Origin of the sequence: Spirosoma foliorum, assembly GCF_014117325.1 — a bacterium.
Lineage (GTDB): Bacteria > Bacteroidota > Bacteroidia > Cytophagales > Spirosomataceae > Spirosoma > Spirosoma foliorum.
The window spans coordinates 5,969,656-5,993,210 of record NZ_CP059732.1 but is presented as its reverse complement, the minus strand read 5'-3'; the positions used below and the strand labels follow the sequence as shown (position 1 = coordinate 5,993,210).

The window sequence follows — 23,555 nt, the reverse complement described above, 5'->3', positions numbered from 1 at the left end:
GATTGTACCCACGGGCTTCAGCCCGTGGGTACAATCCGACATAACTTCTAGAAGTTACAACTTACTTTTTCAGCAGACTTAAGATTGTCTCCTGATTGGCTAAAATAGCATCCAGCGTTTGCTGATTTTTGAGGATAGACTGCTGATTACCTAAAATGCTATCCTGATTACTGATAATCGTTTGTTGATTATCGAGAATCGAATCCAGTGTTTGCTGGTTTTTAAGGATAGCCTCCTGGTTTTTGAGAATACTTTCTTGGTTGGATAAAATTGATTCCTGATTTTTCAGCACTTGTTCGTTTGGAGTTTCCATACTTTGTTTGGGTGAAATAGAATGAATTAATTGGTAAAGCTCGTGGGCAAAAATGCCAGCGTATAATTATGATAACACGTATTGTTGAGGTGAAACGCGACTGGTTTCAGACTGAATTTTAGTTGATTGATCAATCAGCAATTGCTCTGACTGACTGAATTGACCAGGCGTTGAGTGCGGATTTTGTTGCAGCCAGTGCTGGAATCGTTTGGTTAAAAACGGTAATGCTAAAAATACCATATAGGGTACTAGCAGACAGGTTAAACAAAATGTTCGGGCGACTAAGGGCCAGTGTGCGACAAAAGACACCTGCGACAAACCATAACTTACTGCAGTGCTGAAAGGAAACATAGCCGACCAAACCAGCAGCAACATCTTCCATTTATTTGTTTTCATAGGGTAAAGGCGTTAGAAATCGTTTAACGTAATTTTTTTCAATATGCCCCCGGCTACAGCGCAGCCGGGGTATATGTCAACCTAATCTAGTTTAAAACTTTTAAAGCCGTTATTGTGGAGTTAAGCTGGTTGTGGCTCATTGAAATGCACATAGCCTTTTGTGGCCAGGGCTTCGCCCATATCGGCATAGACGGCCGGATCTTGAGGTGCCCAGGTAGCCAGCCCATCTACATAGCGATTGTACATGCAGAAAGCAGCCGCAATCAGTACCGTATCGTGAATATCTTTGTCAGTTGCGCCTTCGGCACGTGCCAATTCGACCTGCTCTGGCGTTACTTGTTTACCGCCTTGTTGTACACTGGCCGCAATGGTTAATAGCGCTTTTAATTTGGGTGAAATAGGTGCCGTCTGGTAATTATCCCACGTTTGCTGAACAACATTCGCTTCCCGGCCATGCAGGTAATCGGCCGCTGCACCGTGACTCGTTGAACAGAAAAAACAATCATTCCGGCGCGAAGTAAAGGCGGCAATGGTTTCCCGTTCGGCTGGGCTTAAGGTATCGTTTGTGCGGAGTAGAACTTCAGCCAGTTCGTTTAATGGTTTGGTTGTTTGCGGGCTGAACGCCATAGGGCCTAAGATGCCGGGTAATCCTTCGGGTAATTGAATATGTGCCATTTTAGTAGTCTTTTCGAAGTTATCCTGTGTATTTCGTTTGATGAGTTTAAGCGTCAATTAGTAATCGACTTTCTTTAAGCGGTGATTGCTTGTTCGGCTAATTTGGTGCCCTCCAGTCGGGCGCGGATTTTTGCAAAGGCAATTTCTCGAGCCGTAGATGTATCGTCGCCAAAGGGTGAAAAGCCGCAATCGTCGGTAGTGCCGAGTTGTTGAATAGGAATAACGTCGGCAGCTTCCAGAATCAAATCCCGGATTTCTTCAGGAGTTTCTACGCGAGGATCAAGAACATTCGTAACGCCCAAAAACACGCGCTGATTTGGTCGTATGGATTGTTTTATAGCATTGAGAACGGCCTTCTTGTCTGTCTCAGCTGCGTATTCCAGATAGAAATTGCCTGCTTCCAATGAAAAGAGTAAAGGCAATAATTCGCTATAAGGGATATCAGCACTGTGCGTAGAATCATGATCACCACCGGGGCAAGAGTGAATACCGATCTTCTGTTTTTCTTCGGGAGAGAATCGATTCAGTACCTGGTTGTTCAGGTCGATGAAAGCCGCAAGTAACTGCTTGCTTGGGTCTAGTTTGATGGCCAATCGGGCTTCGGTAAAATCAATCTGTACTTTATAAGCACCACTGTTCAAACAGGTCCGAATATCGGCTTCAGCGTCATTGACTAAATCCGCTAAAAATTGATCCCGTGAGTAACCATCAATGCCTTCCTGCGGATACAACAAGCTTATTGCTGAGCACGAAATGACGGCTTGCTTTATGGGCAGTGACGAAAACTCCTGCGCTTTATGAAGATAGGAGTTGGCAAAGGTTGTATAATGAAAAGGGCCAGCCGTTAGCTTAGGTAACTGACGAGTATGACTATCGGCAAATGGAATGACTACCCCATCAGAGGCCAGGGTCTGAAGACCTTGTAGCGGATAAGTAACGAAACTGGGCTTCGACTGCTCTCCGTCAGACAAGATAGGCGAACCTAATTTTTCCAATTCCTGGATCGTCTCCTTAGTTGCCTTATCGGCTAACTTACCCAATTCCTGAGCATTGAGCTGTCCTGACGAAAAAGCAGTCATGGCTTGCTGCAGGTATACTGGACGTGGAATACTACCGATTAATTCTGTTGAGATTTTCATATTTTTTTAATGAGTATGCCAGTTTTCATGGCCAAAAGCCTGGTTGAGTGATGAATGGATTTGTCAGTCGGTCTCGGGGATAAACGTCCGCGCCATCATAGAGACCGACTGACGTAGTTAGTTAGACTTGCGATTGACGGTTGCAGCCGCTGATGCTACAGGCGTACGGCAAATAGGGGCAACTTCCTTGCTGAAATTCAAGGTTTTGAGTGCCACTCGATTCAATGTGTTGCTGCCTTCGGTAATGCTTAGGAACTGATTTGGCTTAACATTCCGAAATACCTGAACCGTTTTAGAGCCATGCCAGCGAATCTCGATTTCATCAATGATCGTCGCACGGCCAATGCCAATTTCCCGACGTAGGGGGGAGGCTCCGAAACTACCGCCAGAGTTTACGTCCCGATATATAGTCCGTTTAATACCGTTTTCCCGAAAAGTTAGCTTCACCTGCGACCCAATAGCCAGTCGATTTGCCTTCGTTCCCGTCAGGTTAAAGCAAATCCAGTTGTTCGTATTCTGGCCAGGATTAAGATAGAAGGCGTTCTGGTAGCCATCGCCAACGTAGGCTCCACCCATTTCGATGTAGATATCCTGATCACCGTCATTATCCATATCGGCAAACGATACCCCGTGACCTTTTTGCAGATGTCCCACGCGTCCAGGCGCCGTTACATCAGCAAATGATTTTCCACCCTGGCTAAGGTACAGTTTATTGGGAACCAGCGATTTGTAATTTGGATTGCCCGACCCGAGGTACATATCCAGGAAGCCGTCATTGTTAATATCGCCAAAGTTACCTCCCATAGAGAAGGTCGTTTTTTGGAGATCCGCTTCAGCCGAAACATTGGTGAACGTACCATTCTGATTGTTATGATACAGATAAATGGTACCAGCCTGTCCTATTGGCTTATGCAGAGCTTCAGAGGCTTCGTAAAACGCCAGCGATCCCTGAAAGGTGTAATCGCAAACGAAAATATCCAGCCAGCCGTCGTTGTCATAATCCCAGAACCAGGTTGTAAAGGAATTTCCTGTCTCTTTACGCAGACCGGCTTCCAGCGATACATCCTCGAAATGGACCATCTTATCACGTAATCCCTTGTTCTTCAGTAGATACCGATTGCCATCTACCGTCGATAAAAACAAGTCTTTCCAGCCATCATGATCATAATCGCCCGATGTGACTCCCTTGACGTACCCAACAATGTTGCAGTTAGCCAGATTAGCAACTTCCTTAAACGTACCATCGCCATTATTCAGATACAATTCGCAGGGATGCATTTTCCCAGCACCTGTCTGAAATGAATTGGACGTTTCGTTACCAATAAATACATCTACCCAACCATCGTTGTTGAAATCATTCCAGGTAGCAGTTTGGGTTGGATGAAATGAAAGAAGCCCGGCTGGAATCGTTACATCCGTGAACGTACCATCGCCATTATTCCTGAGTAACGAATTGGGCTGCTCACCAAAAGCCCCTTGCCAGGCTCCTCTCAAAACAAAGATGTCGGCAAAGCCATCATTATTGTAATCGGTTTGCATCATGTTCAAACCGCCCGTAATCTGATGTAAACCAGAAGCTTCCGAAAGATCGCTGAAGGTGCCATTCGCGTTATTCTTGAAATAATGCATAGGCTCATCAAGTCCCCAGGCTGAGAGGGCTACGTCCAAATAACCATCATGGTCAAAATCTTCGACCACAACTCCTCCGGCCATATTGTTCACATCCAGCTTCAAGCTTTTAGCCACATCCTGAAACGGATTGATTTGATGCGTTGTGTCCACCATGTTGGGGATTAACCACGCTTTAGGAACCTGCTTTGGATATTGGCCCAGAGTCATGTAAGCCAAATTGAGTAGCCAGCGAGATTCCACATCATCCGGGTATTCATTCAGGAGGGATTCATATAGCGCAATTGCTTTTTTTGAGCCTGTCTGATTGCTATGGATGCCTGACCCCTGGATCGGTAAAATACAGGACTCTGCAGAATGTTTGGCAACACAGTTCGTTTGTTCTCCCAAGCGTAGGTAAGCCATCGCTAACTCACCCAGGACTAATCGCCGTGCCGTCGCGTTATCTTTCTTGATAATTTTTTCCAGACTTTCAAGAACAACGATTGCCTTTTCCTCTTCGCCTAATTTCATCAGCGTATTGGCTTTTGTAAACATCGCCCCTTCAATCGGTCCCGATTGCTCCGTTGTGGAGTCCATATGAGCTAGCTGTGACTCAGGACTAAAATCATTGCGGTAATCCTTAAATTTATAATTTACCTGGTCAAGCAAGTGGACCATCTGCTCTTGTGATGTTGGCTTTTTGGAGTAGTACCCTGCTACAATAATTAGCAGAGTTGCCAGACCTATCAGGCCATATAAAAGTTTTTTCATGTGAGGAAATATGCAGCTGCCCCATCAAGATGACTCAATGGACAGATTTAGGCAGTAAAATCACCGCTAGTGATCAGGCTTTTAAGCCTGACTAGCTTAGTACCAGCAGATTGATCCTGATAGCCAAACCTGACGGTATGACAGTAGGGACGAATCTATCTTGTAGAAAAATGAGCATGGATGGCTAGCGATATAGCCATAAAACCCAGCTGATTGATCTACCGGAAAAGACAGAAAAGAAAATGAGCTACCTGAAGAACGGACGTTCCTGCATGCGCGAGCACCTTGTCCAATAAACCCCAGTGACTTCTACACGCTCTCTGCTGTTTCTGATAATTGACAGAAGAGAGCGTATAGAGCGAAGGGAGTATAAATTGGATAAGCGCTTGCTTATTCGAGAAAGCATAAAGCTTCTCGTAATAAATCATTGCAATGCAATAACCTCGATAAGTTTCAGGTAGTCGATATGGCCTTATTAGGCCCTTGGAGGGGGAGACTGAACCGGCACGGCGCGGTCGGTCAGGAGTGCTAGAACTGAAGGGATTTTCACCGCTTCACGCCAGTGACTGGGCATTGTATAAATTGCCGGTTTATCAAACGGGCAATATTCTTTTAATAAATTTTTCAACAAATGACCAGCTTTCTTTTGCGACCGGCCTGATTCGCCGATAAACTGGTGTTCGATGAAACTAAGTAAATCCTGTTGCCAGATTGAGCGGGTTTTGGTCGCAAATCCGAGTATGTGCAGGGTGTCATTCTGCATTTCTAACCGCACCACTTCGTAGAAACTACCCTTATATGCAAATCCTTCAGATGATTGCTTCTTGAGAACCGTTTCATCTGCCTTTTCGTGTAAAGGAACGTAAAACTCTACTATGCTATCGACCGTTCGATATACTGTCAGACGATTTGTTAAATCACGCTCTTCTTCCCCGTTTATACTCACCAATACCAGCATATAAGCCAGTATGTGGCAGAGCAATAAGCTAAGCAGGCCAACGGAGACAATACGTTTCAAGGTGCAGCGATCTTTTGTTGGTAAAAGTAAACTTATGGATCAAATAATCCAAGTCAAATTCTGCTAATTCTTGTAATTTAATAGAGTATAATTTACCGTGATTTTGGGCTTTGAAAGGGTCTCTAATGCCCTCATAGCCTAATATATACAGCCCAAAATCACGCTTGTCTTTTAGAAAATCATCGATGTAGTCAATATGGCTGTAAAAATGTGTTAATCATAAGGCAGAGGATTAAAGGCTATAGATGACATAAACAAAAATGCCCCAGTCAGAAATGGCTGGGGCATTTTTGTTGTATAACTAGATCGACGTTTTAAACCGTCGCCCGTTTCTTGCTGCGGGCAAATTGTTCGCGCGATTCGGTAACTGTTTCCAGTTCTTCTTTCGACCCTACAATAGTGCCTTGGTAACGACGGAGACCTGTACCGGCTGGGATTAAGTGACCTACGATAACGTTCTCTTTCAGACCGTCAAGTACGTCACGTTTGCCACGGATAGAGGCTTCACTCAATACCTTCGTCGTTTCCTGGAAGGAAGCCGCCGAGATAAAGCTGTCTGTACCTAACGATGATTGAGTAATACCCATCAGCGTTGGTTGCGAAACAGCGGCCATCGCATCGCGAACAACAGCAAGCGCCATGTCACGACGTTTCAGGCTTGAGTTTTCGTCACGAAGCTGACGGCTTGTTACGATCATACCTGGTTTGAAGTTAACAGAGTCACCAGCATCCGTAACCACTTTAGCGTCCAGGATCTTGTCGTTTTCTTCGCGGAAAGCCCACTTATCAACAACTTGTCCTTCGAGGAAGTTAGTATCGCCTGAGTCGATGATTTCAACTTTCTGCATCATCTGACGCACGATGGCCTCGATGTGTTTATCGTTGATTTTCACCCCTTGCAGACGGTAAACTTCCTGAATTTCATTTACCAGATACTCCTGAACAGCGGTCGGACCTTTAATGGCCAGAATATCACTTGGTGTAATGGCACCGTCAGACAACGGAGCACCAGCACGAACGAAGTCATTGTCCTGTACAAGGATGAACTTCGACAGAGGCACCAGATACTTCTTCTTCGTACCGTCTTTCGACTCGATGAAGATTTCACGGTTACCCCGTTTGATCGTACCGTATGTTACAACGCCATCAATTTCGCTTACAACAGCTGGGTTCGACGGGTTACGTGCTTCGAACAATTCCGTTACCCGTGGCAGACCACCCGTGATATCGCGGGTTTTACCAACGTTACGTGGAATTTTCGCCAGCGGCTGACCAGCTTTAATTTTCTGACCTTCCTTCACAACCAGACGCGAACCAACAGGTAAGTTGTAGCTCTTCTGCAACGGACCTCCATCGTTATCGGGCAGGTGCAACGAAAGTGTTGTTGTGCCTTGAACAACGATGGCTGGGTTTTTCGCTTTATCGCGAGTCTCGATGATTACCTTCTCCTGGAAGCCGGTCTGTTCATCGAATTCTTCACGATACGTGATACCATCTTCAATAGCGTCGAAGTTCAACGTACCGGTCAATTCAGACAGGATAACGGCGTTATAAGGGTCCCAGGCGCAAATGTCGTCGCCTTTCTTCACTATATCACCTTCTTTCACCCGCAGGAACGCACCGTATGGAACGTTGTTGCTGATCAGCACCTGGTTACGATCGTCAGGATTCACAATCCGAACTTCGCCCGAACGACCCATTACGACCGTTTGTGGGTTTCCTTCGGCATCTTCCGACTCAACCGTACGCATTTCTTCCAGTTCGATCAGACCATCGAATTTCGCTTTGATCGAGGCATCGACAGCGATGTTCGACGCCGTACCACCCACGTGGAAGGTACGCAGGGTTAGCTGAGTACCTGGCTCACCGATTGACTGAGAAGCGATAACACCCACAGCCTCACCGATGTCGACCATACGACCCGATGCCAGGTTACGTCCGTAACACTTAGCACAAACACCCTGACGTGACTCACAAGTCAATACCGAACGGATTTCAACCGTTTCGATGCTCGTTTCGTCAATCTGAGCGGCAACTTCTTCGGTAACTAATTCGCCAGAAGCGATGATCAGTTCTTTCGAAAGCGGATCGTAGATGTCGTGGACCGTAGTACGACCCAAAATCCGTTCAGACAGTGGCTCAACGATATCTTCGTTATCTTTCAGAGCTGATACTTGCAGACCACGTAAGGTACCACAATCATCTTCGCTGATAATAACATCCTGGGCTACATCATGCAGACGGCGGGTTAGGTAACCAGCATCAGCCGTTTTCAGAGCTGTATCGGCCAGACCTTTACGAGCACCGTGGGTAGAGATAAAGTACTCCAATACGTCAAGACCTTCTTTGAAGTTCGACAGAATTGGGTTTTCGATGATCTCACCAACTGAACCCTGCAGGTTTTTCTGTGGCTTAGCCATCAGACCCCGCATACCACCTAACTGACGAATCTGCTCGCGAGAACCACGGGCTCCCGAGTGCATCATCATGTAGATTGAGTTGAAACCACCCTGATCGGCTTCGAGTTGCTTCATCAGCGTCTCGGTCAAACGGGAGTTTACGCGCGTCCAGATATCGATAACCTGGTTGTAACGTTCGTTCTCCGTAATCAGACCCATTAGGTAGTTGTCCCAAACACCCTGAACTTCAGCTTTGGCTTCTTCAACCAATGGCTGTTTTGCTTCAGGAATCATGATGTCGCTCAAACCGATTGACAGACCGCCTTTGAAAGCCATCTGGAAACCAAGTTCTTTGATTTCATCAAGGAACTGAGCCGTCCGTGCACCACCCGAAATTTTGAAGATCAACGCAATGATTTGTTGCAGTTTCTTCTTCGTCAAAAGTTCGTTGATATAACCAACTTCTTCAGGAACGGCCTGGTTGAACAACAGACGACCAGCTACAGTATCGATAACTTTCCAGACAAGGTCACCATTTTCGTCCCGGACTTTCACCCGGCACTTAATGTTGGCGTGCTTGGAAACTTTACCTTCATTGATACCAATAATTACTTCTTCGGTACCGTAGAACGTCATACCTTCACCCACAATTGGGTACTCAGGAATGCTCTTGCGACCTTTAGTCACATAGTACAGACCCAATACCATGTCTTGCGATGGTACCGTAATCGGCGCACCATTGGCAGGGTTTAGAATATTGTGCGACGCCAGCATCAGCAGCGACGCTTCAAGGACAGCTTCCTGGCCCAGTGGCACGTGAACGGCCATCTGGTCACCGTCAAAGTCAGCGTTGAAGGCGGTACAAACGAGTGGGTGCAACTGAATAGCTTTACCTTCGATGAGTTTCGGCTGGAATGCCTGAATACCCAACCGGTGAAGCGTTGGAGCCCGGTTCAGCAGAACAGGGTGACCTTTCAGTACGTTTTCCAGAATGTCCCAGATAACAGGGTCTTTCCGGTCAACAATTTTCTTGGCCGATTTTACCGTTTTCACGATGCCCCGCTCAATCAGTTTGCGAATAACAAACGGCTTGAACAATTCGGCAGCCATGTCTTTCGGCAGACCGCACTCGTGCAGTTTCAATTCGGGACCAACCACGATAACCGAACGACCTGAATAGTCGACACGCTTACCAAGCAGGTTCTGACGGAAACGACCTTGCTTCCCTTTCAGCATGTCAGACAACGACTTCAGCGCGCGGTTACCCTCCGAACGAACGGCGTTTACCTTACGTGAGTTATCGAACAGCGAATCGACAGCTTCCTGCAACATCCGTTTTTCGTTACGGAGAATTACTTCGGGAGCTTTGATTTCGATAAGACGCTTCAGACGGTTGTTCCGGATGATTACCCGACGATACAGGTCATTCAAATCGGAAGTGGCGAACCGACCACCATCCAAGGGGACGAGTGGGCGCAATTCGGGTGGAATAACCGGAACCATCTTGATCACCATCCATTCTGGACGGTTTTCAATACGGCCATTGGCTTCCCGGAATGCTTCAACGACTTTCAATCGTTTCAGCGCTTCCGCCTTTCGTTGTTGTGATGTATCGGTAGCAGCAGCGTGGCGCAATGAGTACGATAACTCATCAAGCTCTACTCGCGACAACAACATTTCCAACGCTTCAGCGCCCATTTTGGCGATGAATTTATTGGGGTCTTTGTCGTCGAGGTGCTGGTTGCTGCTCGGCAATTTATCGATGATGTCCAGATACTCGTCTTCCGTCAGGAAGTCAAGTTGGTTGATGCCATCTTCGGCTTTAACACCGGGTTGCACAACTACGTAGCGTTCGTAGTAAATAACCTGGTCGAGTTTTTTGGTCGAAAGGCCCAGCAGATACCCAATTTTGTTCGGCAAGCTGCGGAAATACCAGATATGCGCAACAGGCACCACCAGTTCGATGTGGCCCATACGCTCCCGGCGAACCTTTTTCTCGGTTACTTCTACGCCACAACGATCGCAGATAATGCCTTTATAGCGAATCCGCTTGTACTTACCGCAGTGACATTCCCAGTCCTTTACAGGCCCGAAAATGCGCTCGCAGAATAAGCCGCCCATTTCGGGTTTGTAGGTCCGGTAGTTGATGGTCTCCGGCTGTGTCACTTCGCCGTAGGAACTCTCCAAAATAGACTCCGGCGATGCCAGACTGATCGTCACACTGGCAAAGTCGCTGTTGAGTTTCTTGTTCTTTTTGAACGACATTGGTTGGAGGTTTAATTTAAGGAGAAAAGGGAGGAGGGAGGAGAGGGAAGAAGGAAAAGGGGAATTTTACCCTTTCTTCCTTCCTCCCTTTCCTCCCTTCTCCTTACTCTAATGTAATTTCAAGTGCAAGACCGCGTAACTCATGAACGAGTACGTTGAACGACTCAGGAATATTTGGCTTCGGTAGGTTTTCACCTTTTACGATAGCTTCGTATGCCTTCGCACGACCAACTACGTCATCGGATTTTACGGTCAGGATTTCCTGCAGGATGTTCGAGGCTCCGAAAGCTTCCAACGCCCACACTTCCATCTCACCGAACCGCTGACCACCGAACTGCGCCTTACCACCCAGCGGTTGCTGCGTAATGAGCGAGTAGGGTCCAATTGAACGGGCGTGCATCTTGTCGTCCACTAAGTGGCCAAGTTTGAGCATGTAAATGATACCGACTGTAACTGGCTGATCGAAACGCTCACCCGTCAGACCATTGTAGAGGTACGTCCGGCCGAACGAAGGCAAACCTGCTTCGTTCAACTCATCAGCTACCTGCTGCTCCGTAGCCCCATCGAAAATCGGTGTTGCATACTTACGATCTAATTTCTGACCGGCCCAGGCCAATACAGTTTCATAGATCTGACCGATGTTCATCCGGGAAGGTACACCAAGTGGGTTCAGAACGATGTCCACTTTTGTTCCATCTTCGAGGAACGGCATGTCTTCGTCACGCACGATCCGGGCAACAACCCCTTTGTTACCGTGACGACCAGCCATTTTATCACCCACTTTCAGCTTACGCTTCTTAGCGATATAAACTTTAGCCAGTTTCACAATACCTGCTGGGAGTTCGTCACCAACTTCAAGCGTGAACCGTTCGCGTTTGAAACGACCCGTAATCTCACTCCGACGATTGTTATAGTTTTTCACTAACGAAACAATCATCTCGTTCAATTTCGGATCTTCCGTCCAGTCGTTCAAATTCATGTCCGACAGGAGGTTAGCTTCTTCCGCTACGGCGTAGCTGCTTTCATCACGATAAGCGTTCTTATCAGGGAACAGGTTATCCGTAATATTCTTACGGTTGAACTTCACTCCTTTACTAACGATCTCATCGCCAAACTTATGCTTCACACCCGCACTGGTTTTGCCATCCAAAAGCGGCACAATTTTTTCAATCATGCGTGCCCGGAAGTCATTCAGTTCGCGGCTGTACTTCTTCATCAGAGCTTTCACTTCGTCTTTGTGCTTGCCACGGTCTTCTTTAGCCGGACGCGCAAATAACTTAGTGTCGATAACAACGCCCTTCAAGGATGGCGGTGCTTTCTTCGAAGCATCTTTCACGTCACCGGCTTTATCGCCGAAGATGGCACGAAGCAGTTTTTCTTCAGGCGTTGGATCACTTTCACCTTTTGGTGTAATCTTACCAATCAGAATATCGCCTTCTTTAACTTCTGTACCTACGCGAACGATACCGTTTTCGTCCAGATTCCGAACCGTTTCTTCACTTACGTTTGGAATTTCAGAGGTTAATTCCTCTTCACCCCGTTTCGTATCACGAACTTCCAGTTCAAACTCTTCAATGTGAATCGAGGTGAAGATATCCTCCCGAACAACACGTTCCGAGATTACGATAGCATCCTCGAAGTTGTAACCCTGCCAAGGCATGAAAGCAACTTTCATGTTCCGGCCCAGTGCCAACTCACCTGCCTGAGTTGCGTAACCTTCGCACAGTACATCACCTTTTTTCACCTTCTGACCTTTCAGTACAGTTGGCCTAATGTTGATGCAAGTATCCTGGTTCGTCCGACGGAACTTGATTAGGTTGTACGTTTTCTGATCTTCATCGAACGTAACAGCCAGTTGATCATCATCCAGATTGTATTTAACAACAATTTTGGTTGAATCAACAAAGTCAATGACACCATCCGCTTCAGCAATTACTAATGTCCGTGAGTCAACAGCAACACGACCTTCCAAACCTGTACCCACAATTGGAGCTTCTGGACGGAGCAGCGGTACTGCCTGACGTTGCATGTTCGAACCCATCAGGGCACGGTTAGCATCGTCGTGCTCAAGGAACGGAATCATGGAAGCCGCCACCGATACAATCTGGTTCGGAGCAATATCCATGAACGTAACGTTCGCTGGTTCAGCCATCGGGAAGTCACCTTCAAAACGGGCTTTCAGGCGATCTACCTGGAAGTTTCCTTTTTTGTCGATGTCGGCGTTAGCCTGCGCGATATAGTGTGTATCTTCTTCTTCAGCCGTCAGGTACATCACTGGCTTATCCATCGATACCTTCCCGTTTTCGATAATCCGATAGGGGGTTTCGATGAAGCCCATGCTATTGATTTTAGCATAAACACACAGCGACGAAATCAGACCGATGTTCGGACCTTCAGGTGTTTCGATAGTACACAGACGACCGTAGTGCGTGTAGTGTACGTCACGAACCTCGAAACCAGCCCGTTCACGCGACAGACCACCAGGTCCCAGTGCCGACATACGACGCTTGTGCGTCACCTCAGCCAATGGGTTCGTTTGGTCCATAAACTGCGACAGCTGGTTCGTACCAAAGAACGAATTGATCACCGACGACAATGTACGGGCGTTAATCAGGTCAACAGGTTTGAAATCCTCGTTATCCCGAACGTTCATCCGTTCTTTAATCGTCCGCGCCATACGTGCCAGACCAACACCAAACTGGGCATATAACTGCTCACCTACAGTCCGAACACGTCGGTTACTTAAGTGGTCAATATCATCGACGACAGCTTTCGAGTTAATCAGACCAATCAGGTACTTCACAATAGACACGATGTCTTCTGTGGTTAATACCTTCATTTCCGATGAAATGTCAAGCTGGAGCTTTTTGTTAATCCGGTAACGGCCTACATCGCCAAGGTCATAGCGTTTGTCCGAGAAGAACAGACTCTGAATGATTTCACGAGCTGTTTGTTCATCGGGCGCGTCGGCGTTCCGAAGCTGCCGATAGATTTGCTCTACAGCCTCTTTTTCAGAGTTAGAGCTATCTTTCTGCAGGGTGTTATAAATAATATTGTAATCGGCCATGTTCATGTCTTCCTTATGCAGAATGACCGATTTCTGACCTGATTCAGTGATTACATCAATGTCATCTGCCGAGATAGCCGAGTCACGCTCCAGGAGCACCTCGTTCCGGCTGATGGAAACTACTTCGCCCGTATCCTCATCCACAAAATCTTCCGTCCACGTGCGCAGTACCCGAGCTGCTAACCGACGACCAATGGCCTTCTTTAGGTTAGCGGGGGTTGCAGGAACTTCTTCCGACAGACCGAACAAGTCCAGAATGTCTTTATCCGAACCGAAACCGATGGCACGCAGCAGCGTCGTTACCGGGAATTTCTTTTTCCGGTCGATATAAGCATACATGACATTGTTAACATCCGTCGAGAACTCAATCCATGAGCCTTTGAACGGGATGATCCGTGCCGAATAAAGTTTGGTGCCGTTCGTGTGCTTGCTCATCGAGAAGAACACACCTGGTGAACGGTGTAATTGAGAAACAATAACCCGCTCAGCGCCGTTAATCACGAACGAGCCTTTCTCGGTCATGTACGGAATGTTACCCAGGAATACCTCTTGCTCGATCGTTTCAAAATCCTCGTTGTCGGGATCATTATTCGAAAGGCGCAGTTTGGCTTTCAAGGGCACCGAGTAGGTCAGTCCCCGGTCGATAGACTCGTCGACCGAATACTTCGGCGGATCGACAGAGTAATCGATGAACTCCAGTTTGAAATTCTCACGGGAGTCAGATATTGGGAAATTTTCCTGAAAAACTTTGAACAAACCTTCTTCCGACCGTTGGTTGGAGGGCGTGTCAAGCTGGAAAAAATCTTTGAAGGATTTTACTTGGATGTCCAGAAAGTCTGGATATCCAATCACTGGCTGAATCGTCGCAAAATTTTTGCGCGTACTGATTTTCGCGTTTGTCGCCAAGATTGTGCTTCGTTTAGTGCGTAACCGATTCTCAATGAGTGCGTTGCGAAGATTTGCCACGGCACTCGAACTAAGCGGTATTCAGGCTCCAGGTGTCACCCAACCCAAGGAGCGTAAATAATTAACATACAGCAATAGAAATAAGTTTGTCTTTTGCAATAGCTAAGACAAAAAGTCTCCAAACAGGAAAAGACCAGACGTTGGTCTGGCCTCCCCTGCCTGGAGCGATATGCGAGAAAGCTTTGTGCTTATTTAACTTCTACTTCAGCACCAGCTTCTTCAAGTTGTTTCCGCAGTGCTTCAGCTTCGTCTTTAGCAACGCCTTCTTTCACTGGTTTTGGAGCTGTGTCAACCAATTCTTTGGCTTCTTTCAGACCCAGACCGGTAAGGTCTTTCACTAATTTCACGACAGCTAATTTAGCAGCACCAGCCGACTTCAGAATAACGTCGAACGATGTCTTCTCAGCTACAGCTGGAGCAGCATCACCTGCACCTGCACCACCGGCTACCATTACTGGAGCAGCAGCAGCTGGTTCGATGCCATACTCATCCTTCAGGATAGTAGCTAGCTCGTTAACTTCTTTAACTGTCAGGCTTACAAGCTGCTCCGCGAACGCTTTCAAATCTGCCATTGTAGTATTTTCTTAATTTGATTGTGATACAATATGTAAGTAACGCGGACATCTTGTCCGCATGTAATTTATCGGAAAAAGTGCGGACAAGATGTCCGCGTTACAGCTAAGCTGCTTCCTCGCGCTCCGACAGCGTTTTGAGGATACCGGCCAATTTGTTGCCACCACTTTGCAACGCCGAGATGACGTTTTTCGCTGGTGATTGCAGCAGACCGATGATTTCGCCGATAAGCTCTTCTTTGCTCTTCAGTGCGATGAGCGTGTCGAGTTGATCAGCACCAATAAATAGGCTATAATCAATTGAAGCAGCCTTCAGTTGCAGTTTGTCGTTCGTTTTACGGAACTCCTTGATAAGCTGCGCCGGTGCTTTGCCATTTTCGGGGTGAAACATCACCGCCGATTGACCATGCAGCACCGTATCGTTGAACGGCGTATAATCCGTATCGAGAGGCTCGAGTGCTTTTTTGATGAACGAATTTTTCACCACTTTGTACTCGATACCCCGCTCAAAACACATCCGACGGAGATTGTTGGTTTCAGCAACCGTCATGCCATTGGCTTCCGTGATGTAGAAGAAGGGAATCGACTGGAACTTACCAGCTAATTCCTCAATAATTGCTCCTTTGTCCTCGCGCTTCATGGCTTAAATACCGGCTACTGTGCCTTTATCAATCGTTACTCCCGGACTCATCGTGCTCGACAGGTTGATCGTTTTCACATACGTACCTTTAGCCGATGAAGGCTTCAGAACGAAGTAGTGTCGAAATGATTTCCTGCGCGTTTTCAGCCAGTTTTTCTGGCGTAAACGATACTTTACCAATACTGGTGTGAATAGCGCCCTGCTTATCAACTTTAAAGTCGATTTTACCGGCTTTCACCTCGCGAACTGCTTTCGCTACGTCGGGGGTTACTGTACCCGACTTAGGGTTTGGCATCAAACCACGTGGCCCCAGAACTTTACCCAGACGACCAACTTTAGCCATAACGCTCGGCATCGTGATAATCACGTCGATGTCGGTCCAGCCTTGTTCGATTTTCTGAATATAGTCGTCCAGACCCACGAAATCAGCGCCTGCTTCTTTCGCTTCGTTCTCCTTGTCCGGGGTGCAAAGCACCAGAACGCGAACCGTTTTACCTGTACCATGAGGTAACGTAGCAACGCCACGAACCATTTGGTCAGCTTTACGCGGATCAACGCCTAACCGAACGTCAATATCGACGGAAGCATCGAATTTCGTATACGAGATCGTCTTCAGAATCTCAGCAGCCTGTTGGAGCGAGTATTCTTTAGCCGCATCGTATTTCGATTGAGCTTCCTTTTGTTTTTTCGTTAACTTAGCCATTTGTGTGTTTGCTTCGGCAAGTCTGTTTAGTTCTCGAATGGCGCTGTGCCCGTCACCGTGATTCCCATGCTGCGGGCCGTACCGGCCACCTGCTTCATTGCCGACTCGATCGTGAATGCGTTCAGGTCTGGCATCTTCGTTTCCGCGATTGTCCGAACTTGATCCCATGTCACTGAGCCGACTTTTTTGCGGTTTGGTTGAGCAGAGCCGCCTTTCAGCTTAGCTGCTTCCATCAGCAGAATCGGTGCGGGCGGAGTTTTGATGACGAAATCAAAGGATTTATCCTTATAATACGTAATCAAAACTGGCAATACCGTACCCATCTTGTCCTGCGTCCGGCCATTGAACTGCTTGCAGAATTCCATGATATTTAAACCCTTGGAACCTAGCGCCGGACCGATTGGAGGTGAGGGGTTGGCTTGCCCGCCTTTGACTTGCAGCTTAACGTAGCCACCTACTTCTTTTGCCATTGTGGTAATTGAGTTACGACCGCACGGGCGGCCCCGCTTCTGCTCTGGTTTCTTATTGGTTCGTCACATAACCAATCCGCACACCATTTGCAGTTAATCAACTTGTTTTGGCTGGCTATCCTCTGAGGGAAGCATAGGACACCGAACCACGGAGAACTAACCTTACGATTAGCTTTCCTTTTCTACTTGTGCGTAACTGAGTTCTACCGGAGTATTCCGGCCAAATATTTTTACAACGACGTTCAATTTCTTCCGGTCGTCAAAAACTTCTTCTACTGTGCCAATAAAGTTGGCAAATGGACCATCCACAACTTTTACGTTTTCACCTTTCAGGTAGCCAACAGTTGGGGCTGCTACTTCCTGTGCTTCTTCATCAACCTTACCTAAAATACGGTTAACTTCAGCTTGACGTAAAGGAACAGGAACTTTCGATGTTGTACCCACCTGTGAATTACCCAGGAAACCCAACACACCCGGCATATTCAAAATCATGTCGAGAGCCCGGTTATTACCCAGATCAGCCGAAATAAGAATGTAACCTGGGAAGAATGACTTTTCCCGAACACGCTTCTTACCGTTGCGCATTTCGTACACCTTTTCCGCGGGAATTAATACCTGCGGAATAACTTCGTCCAACTTCTGCCGGATAATTTCATTGTCGAGATAGGATTTGATTTTCTTCTCCTGACCCGACACCGCCCGAATGACGTACCATTGTATGCCGCTCATGTTTCCTAAGCCAGTTTAGAATGACTGATAAAATGCGTTCAGTCCGTTCTCGAACACTAAATCAATTAACCCGACCAATAGCGCAAAAATCAGCGAAGCTACCAGTACCAGTGTTGAACTGGATTGTAGATCGCTGAATTTAGGCCAAGTCACGTTATGCTGAACTTCCTCCCAGGAGGCTTTCAGAAACGATATAAACTTGTCCATTCGATGTAAAGGATTTGCACGGGTGGAGAGATTCGAACTCCCATCAACGGTTTTGGAGACCGCTATTCTACCCTTGAACTACACCCGTTTAAAATAAACCGTATCAGCGTGCTTCTGAAACGGACTGCAAAAGTACGAATTAATATTAAAAAAACAAGTGCATCTCTGGTAAGAAATGCACTTGTTTTAAAATACTTCGAATTAGTCGAGGATTTCTGTTACCTGACCAGCACCTACGGTACGGCCACCTTCGCGAATAGCGAAACGAAGACCTTTTTCCATAGCGATTTTGTTGATCAGCGTTACGTCAATCGTGATGTTATCACCTGGCATTACCATCTCAACGTTAGCTGGCAAAGTGATTTCGCCCGTTACGTCGGTGGTACGGAAGTAGAACTGTGGACGATACTTGTTAAAGAATGGAGTGTGACGACCACCTTCTTCTTTCGACAGTACGTAAACCTCAGCTTTGAACTTCGCGTGTGGTTTTACTGAACCTGGCTTACAAATAACCATACCACGACGGATATCGGTTTTTTCAATACCACGGAGCAGAAGACCTACGTTGTCACCGGCTTCACCACGGTCCAGAATTTTCCGGAACATTTCAACACCCGTTACAACTGATTTCAAGTTTTCAGCACCCATACCCAGGATTTCAACTGGCTCACCCGAGTTGATTACACCCCGTTCGATACGACCTGTAGCAACTGTACCACGACCTGTGATCGAGAATACGTCCTCTACTGGCATCAGGAATGGAAGCTCTGTTTGACGAGGAGGCAGAGGAATGAAGTCATCTACGTTCTGCATCAGGTCTTCGATGGTAGCAACCCATTTCGCATCGCCGTTCAGGCCACCAAGAGCTGAACCTTGAATAACTGGGATGTTATCGCCGTCGAAGTTATAGAAGCTCAATAGCTCGCGGATTTCCATCTCAACGAGTTCGAGCAGCTCAGGATCGTCAACCATATCCACTTTGTTCATGAATACAACGAGCTGAGGCACGCCTACCTGACGAGCAAGCAGGATGTGCTCACGAGTCTGAGGCATTGGTCCGTCAGTAGCAGCTACCACGAGGATAGCGCCATCCATTTGAGCAGCACCAGTCACCATGTTTTTCACATAGTCAGCGTGGCCTGGGCAGTCAACGTGGGCATAGTGACGGTTCGCCGTTGCATACTCAACGTGCGATGTATTGATGGTGATACCACGCTCTTTTTCTTCGGGAGCGTTGTCGATCGAGGAAAAGTCCCGTACTGCTGCTAGACCCTTTTCGGCCAGCACTTTCGTAATGGCAGCCGTAAGCGTCGTTTTACCGTGGTCAACGTGACCAATCGTACCGATGTTAACGTGCGGTTTCGAGCGGTCAAAATTCTCTTTTGCCATGTTTTTAAAACGCTATTGTGAACTGTTTTTTTGTTATTGAATGAATTCGCTGAACATAAATTAAACCCAGCGAAATCATCCCGTTTTGAGGGCTGATACCAATTGGGCTTAACACCGATGGGCGTCGGACGACCGAAGCCGTACCGTCAAAAAAGACTTCGTTTTAGAAGTCTTGAGCCGTTACGGGGACTTGAACCCCGGACCTCTTCCTTACCAAGGAAGTGCTCTACCGCTGAGCTATAACGGCTTACTGCTGGAGTTATAAAGTTTTACCGTTAACGCGTTGTAAAGTTTGTGTTGGCAAGCCATTCTAACTATACAACTTTATGACAATATGACTTTAAAACTTAACCATTGAGCGGAAGACGGGTCTCGAACCCGCAACCTATAGCTTGGAAGGCTATCGCTCTACCAATTGAGCTACTTCCGCAAAAAAAGAAGTTATACAGTTGTAAGGTTTTACAGCTATGCAGTTGTTTGCGAATGCAATTGCCAACTTTATAACTCTTTAACTATAGAACTTTATAACTTCTTTTTGGTGGGGAGTGGAGGATTCGAACCTCCGAAGGCGTACGCCAGCAGATTTACAGTCTGATCCATTTGGCCACTCTGGAAACTCCCCGAAGAACACTTTTAAAGAACAATTCCGACCCCGCTTCCGGTTTTGGAGTTGCAAAATTACACGTTTTTGTGGTGTTGTCAACAGATGCTCCAAAAATAATTTTGAGAGCCCTAAAATCTTACTGGAATAAGCTCGTCAATTGCTTGCCATCTGGATACGAAATTTCCTGTATACGCCACCGACCAGCCACTTGCTGCATGTCAATTTTAAGCTCTTCGGGCTTGGCTTTATTTTCGAACGTAACGTACACAATAGCGTGCGTTCCCCCGATAACGGCGGGCAGAACCCACGTCTTTTTAATCGCTGCATCGGGTGCGTTAAAGAGTAAATTAACGTTGGTTCGGTTTACTTTAGGGGTTGATTTCTGGGCATCATTCCAGATTAGATCGCCAGTTGATTTTGTAAAAAACTGATCGATGAGCGAACGGTCTTTCTTCTTACGAAAGGGGTTTTCTTTGACGTTATGCTCGAAGTAAAGTGCTCTAATTAAGCGGTCTGCAGCAGATCGGGGTGTATCAGGACCAGGACGTTTTGTCAATGCAGTTGCGCTGTCTTCGGTTGCTGTAGTCGCTGTTGATGCCGTTGATTCCTGCTTTGGCTTAGTCTGACAGGATAGAATAATACTTGCCGAAAGAACGAAAAGATAGGCCGTTTTCATGATAAGGGTAAAGGTGGTTTATAGGGTTTAGCGAGCTGTCAATTATCTAGCTGTATCTACAGCCTGAAACGCGTCGAAAGTTAAGGAAACTATGCATCCATTCTTACACGCAAAAGCCGCACATAATGATTTAGGTGCGGCTTTCTACTCCCCGAAGAATTTTTTTACCAGACTCGTATCCGTTGGTCTTTGGGCTTAAATAATTTGTCGCCGGCTTGAATATTGAAGGCCTGATACCAGGCATCAATATTTGACAATGGGCCATTGACCCGATAAATATCCGGGGCATGTGGATCCGTCAGGATGCGCTGGGCCGTCGATTCTGGAAGCTGATTGCTACGCCACACTTGCGCCCAGGATAGAAAAAAACGCTGATCGGGAGTGAATCCGTCAATCAGGCTTTTCTTGCCACTCGATTTGCCTTGTGGCGTTTTTTTGAAGGCATCGTACGCAATAGCCAAGCCACCCAGATCAGCGAGATTTTCGCCGAGGGTCAGTTGCCCATTGACTTTGATTGAGTCGAGTACTTTAAAACCAAAAAACTGATCGCGGACTTTATCGGCTCGTTCTTTGAACTTAGTAGCATCGTCTTTAGTCCACCAATCACGCAATGTGCCATCGGCATCATATTGTCGGCCCGAATCATCGAAGCCGTGCGTCATTTCGTGCCCAATTACGGCCCCAATGCCGCCATAATTTACGGCATCATCGGCATTAAAATCGAAGAAAGGGAACTGCAGAATGGCCGCTGGGAACGAAATGTCATTATTGACCGGGCTGTATTGTGCGTTTACGGTTGGTGGTGTCATACCCCATTCCGTGCGATCTACTGGTTTACCTAAGCGGCTAATCATCTGATTGTACGACCACTTGCTTGCAGATTTCACGTTTCCGTAGAAATCATTCCGATCAATTGTTACACCCTCGTAGCTTTTCCATTTATCGGGATAGCCGATTTTTCGTTTGAAAGCCAATAGTTTCGCGAGCGCTTTTTTCTTGGTGCCTTCACTCATCCAGTCAAGGTTTTTGATATGCTCCTGAAAAGATGCTTCGAGGTTGTTAACCAAAGCCAACATTCGTTGCTTGGCTTCTGGCTTGAAATACTTTTCTACATAGAGTTGTCCTAATAAATCGCTTAGTGTGCCGTCAATCAGCATACTGACTCGCTGCCAGCGAGGTGTTTGTTCTTTTTGGCCAGACAGGACTTTTGAGAAGGCGAAATTCTGTTTAACGAAAGCATCGCTCAGATAGGGAGCAGCGCCTTTGATGATGTTCCAGCGCATGTAGGTTCGCCAATCTTCAATAGGAGTGATGGACACAAGGCTATCCAACGAGCGAAAAAAAGCTGGGCTTTGCACCAAAACAGTATCTTGTCCTTTTGCCCCATATTTTGTTAGCTGATCGCTCCAGTTAATACCCGGTGTTTGCTGCCTGAAGCTGGCAACGGTCATTTTGTTATAGGTTTTATAGGGGTCGCGCATGTCAACACGCGGCATTTGGGCCTTTGCCAGCGCTGTTTCAACGCGCATAATTATTTCGGCGTCCTGCGATGCCTGCGTTGGTTCCTCGCCAATCAGGGTAAATAGTTGAGTCAGATTGTCGAGATAGGCGTTCCGAATTTTCTGACTACGCGCATCATTTTTTAGGTAATAATCGCGATCCGGAAGGGTAGTGCCTCCCTGACTGAACTGAGGGAGGTATTTATTGACGTTTTTTCGATCGGTTACTACGCCGAATCCGAACAACATCCCGTTACTTTGGGTACGCTGATAAGCAAGTTCATCGAAGAAAGTGGCCTTATTATTGACTTTGTCAACCCGAGCCAGATCGGCTTTAATCGGGTCGAATCCACGTTTTTCAATGGTAATACTATCCATACCACTCATATAGTAATCGCCTACCATTTGATAAAGACGGCCTTTTGTAGCGGTTTTGGTAGCATCTTCGAGCAATGACTTCATGGCATCAAGACTCTTTTCACGTAGTTCATTGAAGCTTCCCCAGGAAGTTTTTGACGCTGGAACTGCATTTTTGCGGAGCCAATTCCCGTTGGCATATTGGTAAAAATTGTCGCCTGGTTTCACGGATAAATCCATGTTCTGGGGGTCGATGAATTTAGGAGGGCTGGCTGCCAGAAAACCGATAGCTATAGCCACTGCAAAAAGAAAAACCACGCGTTTTGTCATGTAAGCGCCAATTTGAAGTTAAGAAAGGCTACAAAAATAAGTAACGCGGGTGGAAACCCGTGCTTGTAAAGTACTACAAGCACGGGCTTCCACCCGCGTTACAAAAGTCAACTATTTACTAGCTGTCAGAGCACCTTGAAATTCTTTATAAGTGCCCGTCTTATACTGGTCAAACGGTTCTTTCTGATGGTAGTTTTTGCCGAAATAGGTAATAATCTGGTGGAAGGTACGTGGCTCCAGATAACCCGCTATGGGCTGAATCAGATTAAATTTCTCATCTAAAAACACCGTTGTCGGATAGCTCATCTGGTTTTTCAGCATGGCAGCCGCTAACTCATGAACCCCCCGACTTCCTCCGCTTATGTATTTGAAGGTCTGCTTGCCCAACGTTACATCAGCGGTTTGCTCGGCATTGAATCGAACGGGGTAAAAATTCTCGTTGACGTAATCGACAATGCCTGGTTTCGAGAAGGTTTCGCGATCCATTACTTTACACCAACCACACCAGTCTGTATATACATCGACTACAAATTTTTTAGGCTTCTTTTGGGTTAAAGCGTAGGCTTGCTCAATAGTTAGCCATTTGATGTGCTTACCTTCATCGGTAGGTTTGCTGATGAGTCGCTCGGTGGGTAGCGTTGTTCGAAAAGCGCTGATCGTCAGCAAAACGAAGCCAGCAAAGAAGAGAATCAGACGGTTCATACAAGTGATGTGTTGTTTGGATTAATAACGTTCAGGAAGTTATAAAATTCGTAAAAG

17 protein-coding genes, 4 tRNA genes and 1 pseudogene are annotated in these 23,555 nt (G+C 46.7%); all 22 read right to left on the bottom strand.

Translation table 11 applies throughout. The annotated features are described in order from the left end of the window. Positions 1–61: 61 nt before the first annotated feature. Positions 62–313 carry a hypothetical protein gene (locus H3H32_RS25325; protein WP_182458548.1) on the bottom strand — a complete coding sequence of 84 codons (252 nt, stop codon included), beginning with the start codon at positions 311–313 and terminating at the stop codon, positions 62–64. Between the two features lie 66 nt (positions 314–379). Then, entirely contained in the window at positions 380–709 is a 330-nt protein-coding gene (locus tag H3H32_RS25320; protein ID WP_182458547.1) for a putative antibiotic biosynthesis monooxygenase, read from the bottom strand. Positions 710–829: 120 nt separating this feature from the next. After that, positions 830–1,384, bottom strand: coding sequence for a carboxymuconolactone decarboxylase family protein (locus H3H32_RS25315; protein ID WP_182458546.1), 555 nt, complete (start codon positions 1,382–1,384; stop codon positions 830–832). A 74-nt stretch (positions 1,385–1,458) separates the two neighbouring features. Next, a complete protein-coding gene (locus tag H3H32_RS25310) occupies positions 1,459–2,523 on the bottom strand; it encodes a cobalamin-independent methionine synthase II family protein (RefSeq protein ID WP_182458545.1) in 1,065 nt (354 codons plus the stop codon). 117 nt (positions 2,524–2,640) lie between these two features. Then, positions 2,641–4,905, bottom strand: coding sequence for a CRTAC1 family protein (locus H3H32_RS25305; RefSeq protein ID WP_182458544.1), 2,265 nt, complete (start codon positions 4,903–4,905; stop codon positions 2,641–2,643). A gap of 475 nt (positions 4,906–5,380) precedes the next feature. Next, positions 5,381–5,923 (bottom strand): hypothetical protein, encoded by a 543-nt coding sequence (locus H3H32_RS25300; RefSeq protein WP_182458543.1) that lies wholly within the window; start codon positions 5,921–5,923, stop codon positions 5,381–5,383. 314 nt (positions 5,924–6,237) lie between these two features. Next, positions 6,238–10,587, bottom strand: coding sequence for a DNA-directed RNA polymerase subunit beta' (gene rpoC / locus H3H32_RS25295; RefSeq protein WP_182458542.1), 4,350 nt, complete (start codon positions 10,585–10,587; stop codon positions 6,238–6,240). Positions 10,588–10,690: 103 nt separating this feature from the next. After that, entirely contained in the window at positions 10,691–14,560 is a 3,870-nt protein-coding gene (gene rpoB, locus H3H32_RS25290) for a DNA-directed RNA polymerase subunit beta (protein ID WP_182464473.1), read from the bottom strand. A gap of 248 nt (positions 14,561–14,808) precedes the next feature. Continuing rightward, positions 14,809–15,192, bottom strand: coding sequence for a 50S ribosomal protein L7/L12 (rplL, locus tag H3H32_RS25285; RefSeq protein WP_142775445.1), 384 nt, complete (start codon positions 15,190–15,192; stop codon positions 14,809–14,811). A 106-nt stretch (positions 15,193–15,298) separates the two neighbouring features. Next, entirely contained in the window at positions 15,299–15,832 is a 534-nt protein-coding gene (rplJ, locus tag H3H32_RS25280; protein WP_182458541.1) for a 50S ribosomal protein L10, read from the bottom strand. A gap of 3 nt (positions 15,833–15,835) precedes the next feature. Next, positions 15,836–16,535: pseudogene (rplA, locus tag H3H32_RS25275) on the bottom strand (50S ribosomal protein L1). Between the two features lie 26 nt (positions 16,536–16,561). Beyond that, the gene (gene rplK / locus H3H32_RS25270) at positions 16,562–17,005 is read right to left on the bottom strand and encodes a 50S ribosomal protein L11 (RefSeq protein WP_111344336.1); all 444 of its coding nucleotides are present in this window, start codon (positions 17,003–17,005) and stop codon (positions 16,562–16,564) included. Positions 17,006–17,173: 168 nt separating this feature from the next. Further along, positions 17,174–17,734 (bottom strand): transcription termination/antitermination protein NusG, encoded by a 561-nt coding sequence (gene nusG / locus H3H32_RS25265; protein WP_157590380.1) that lies wholly within the window; start codon positions 17,732–17,734, stop codon positions 17,174–17,176. A 15-nt stretch (positions 17,735–17,749) separates the two neighbouring features. Beyond that, positions 17,750–17,941 (bottom strand): preprotein translocase subunit SecE, encoded by a 192-nt coding sequence (gene secE, locus H3H32_RS25260; RefSeq protein WP_012928967.1) that lies wholly within the window; start codon positions 17,939–17,941, stop codon positions 17,750–17,752. 17 nt (positions 17,942–17,958) lie between these two features. Continuing rightward, positions 17,959–18,029: transfer RNA gene (locus tag H3H32_RS25255), tRNA-Trp, on the bottom strand. A 113-nt stretch (positions 18,030–18,142) separates the two neighbouring features. Further along, the gene (tuf, locus tag H3H32_RS25250) at positions 18,143–19,330 is read right to left on the bottom strand and encodes an elongation factor Tu (RefSeq protein WP_182458540.1); all 1,188 of its coding nucleotides are present in this window, start codon (positions 19,328–19,330) and stop codon (positions 18,143–18,145) included. Positions 19,331–19,505: 175 nt separating this feature from the next. Then, positions 19,506–19,577 (bottom strand) — tRNA-Thr (locus H3H32_RS25245). Between the two features lie 110 nt (positions 19,578–19,687). Next, positions 19,688–19,760: transfer RNA gene (locus tag H3H32_RS25240), tRNA-Gly, on the bottom strand. 106 nt (positions 19,761–19,866) lie between these two features. Further along, a tRNA-Tyr gene (locus tag H3H32_RS25235) sits at positions 19,867–19,952 on the bottom strand. 118 nt (positions 19,953–20,070) lie between these two features. Further along, positions 20,071–20,610 (bottom strand): hypothetical protein, encoded by a 540-nt coding sequence (locus tag H3H32_RS25230; RefSeq protein WP_182458539.1) that lies wholly within the window; start codon positions 20,608–20,610, stop codon positions 20,071–20,073. A gap of 164 nt (positions 20,611–20,774) precedes the next feature. Continuing rightward, positions 20,775–22,796 carry a M13 family metallopeptidase gene (locus tag H3H32_RS25225; protein ID WP_182458538.1) on the bottom strand — a complete coding sequence of 674 codons (2,022 nt, stop codon included), beginning with the start codon at positions 22,794–22,796 and terminating at the stop codon, positions 20,775–20,777. Positions 22,797–22,907: 111 nt separating this feature from the next. Then, complete coding sequence (locus H3H32_RS25220; protein WP_182458537.1) at positions 22,908–23,498, bottom strand: thioredoxin family protein; 591 nt, start codon at positions 23,496–23,498, stop codon at positions 22,908–22,910. Positions 23,499–23,555: the final 57 nt, after the last annotated feature.

Coding starts and splice junctions, on each gene's coding strand:
- H3H32_RS25315 (WP_182458546.1), bottom strand. CDS start 1,384: ATGGCACATATTCAATTACCCGAAGGATTACCCGGCATCTTAGGCCCT.
- H3H32_RS25320 (WP_182458547.1), bottom strand. CDS start 709: ATGAAAACAAATAAATGGAAGATGTTGCTGCTGGTTTGGTCGGCTATG.
- nusG (WP_157590380.1), bottom strand. CDS start 17,734: ATGAGCGGCATACAATGGTACGTCATTCGGGCGGTGTCGGGTCAGGAG.
- secE (WP_012928967.1), bottom strand. CDS start 17,941: ATGGACAAGTTTATATCGTTTCTGAAAGCCTCCTGGGAGGAAGTTCAG.
- H3H32_RS25230 (WP_182458539.1), bottom strand. CDS start 20,610: ATGAAAACGGCCTATCTTTTCGTTCTTTCGGCAAGTATTATTCTATCC.
- H3H32_RS25220 (WP_182458537.1), bottom strand. CDS start 23,498: ATGAACCGTCTGATTCTCTTCTTTGCTGGCTTCGTTTTGCTGACGATC.
- H3H32_RS25305 (WP_182458544.1), bottom strand. CDS start 4,905: ATGAAAAAACTTTTATATGGCCTGATAGGTCTGGCAACTCTGCTAATT.
- rplJ (WP_182458541.1), bottom strand. CDS start 15,832: ATGAAGCGCGAGGACAAAGGAGCAATTATTGAGGAATTAGCTGGTAAG.
- rpoC (WP_182458542.1), bottom strand. CDS start 10,587: ATGTCGTTCAAAAAGAACAAGAAACTCAACAGCGACTTTGCCAGTGTG.
- tuf (WP_182458540.1), bottom strand. CDS start 19,330: ATGGCAAAAGAGAATTTTGACCGCTCGAAACCGCACGTTAACATCGGT.
- H3H32_RS25325 (WP_182458548.1), bottom strand. CDS start 313: ATGGAAACTCCAAACGAACAAGTGCTGAAAAATCAGGAATCAATTTTA.
- rplK (WP_111344336.1), bottom strand. CDS start 17,005: ATGGCAAAAGAAGTAGGTGGCTACGTTAAGCTGCAAGTCAAAGGCGGG.
- rplL (WP_142775445.1), bottom strand. CDS start 15,192: ATGGCAGATTTGAAAGCGTTCGCGGAGCAGCTTGTAAGCCTGACAGTT.
- H3H32_RS25310 (WP_182458545.1), bottom strand. CDS start 2,523: ATGAAAATCTCAACAGAATTAATCGGTAGTATTCCACGTCCAGTATAC.
- H3H32_RS25225 (WP_182458538.1), bottom strand. CDS start 22,796: ATGACAAAACGCGTGGTTTTTCTTTTTGCAGTGGCTATAGCTATCGGT.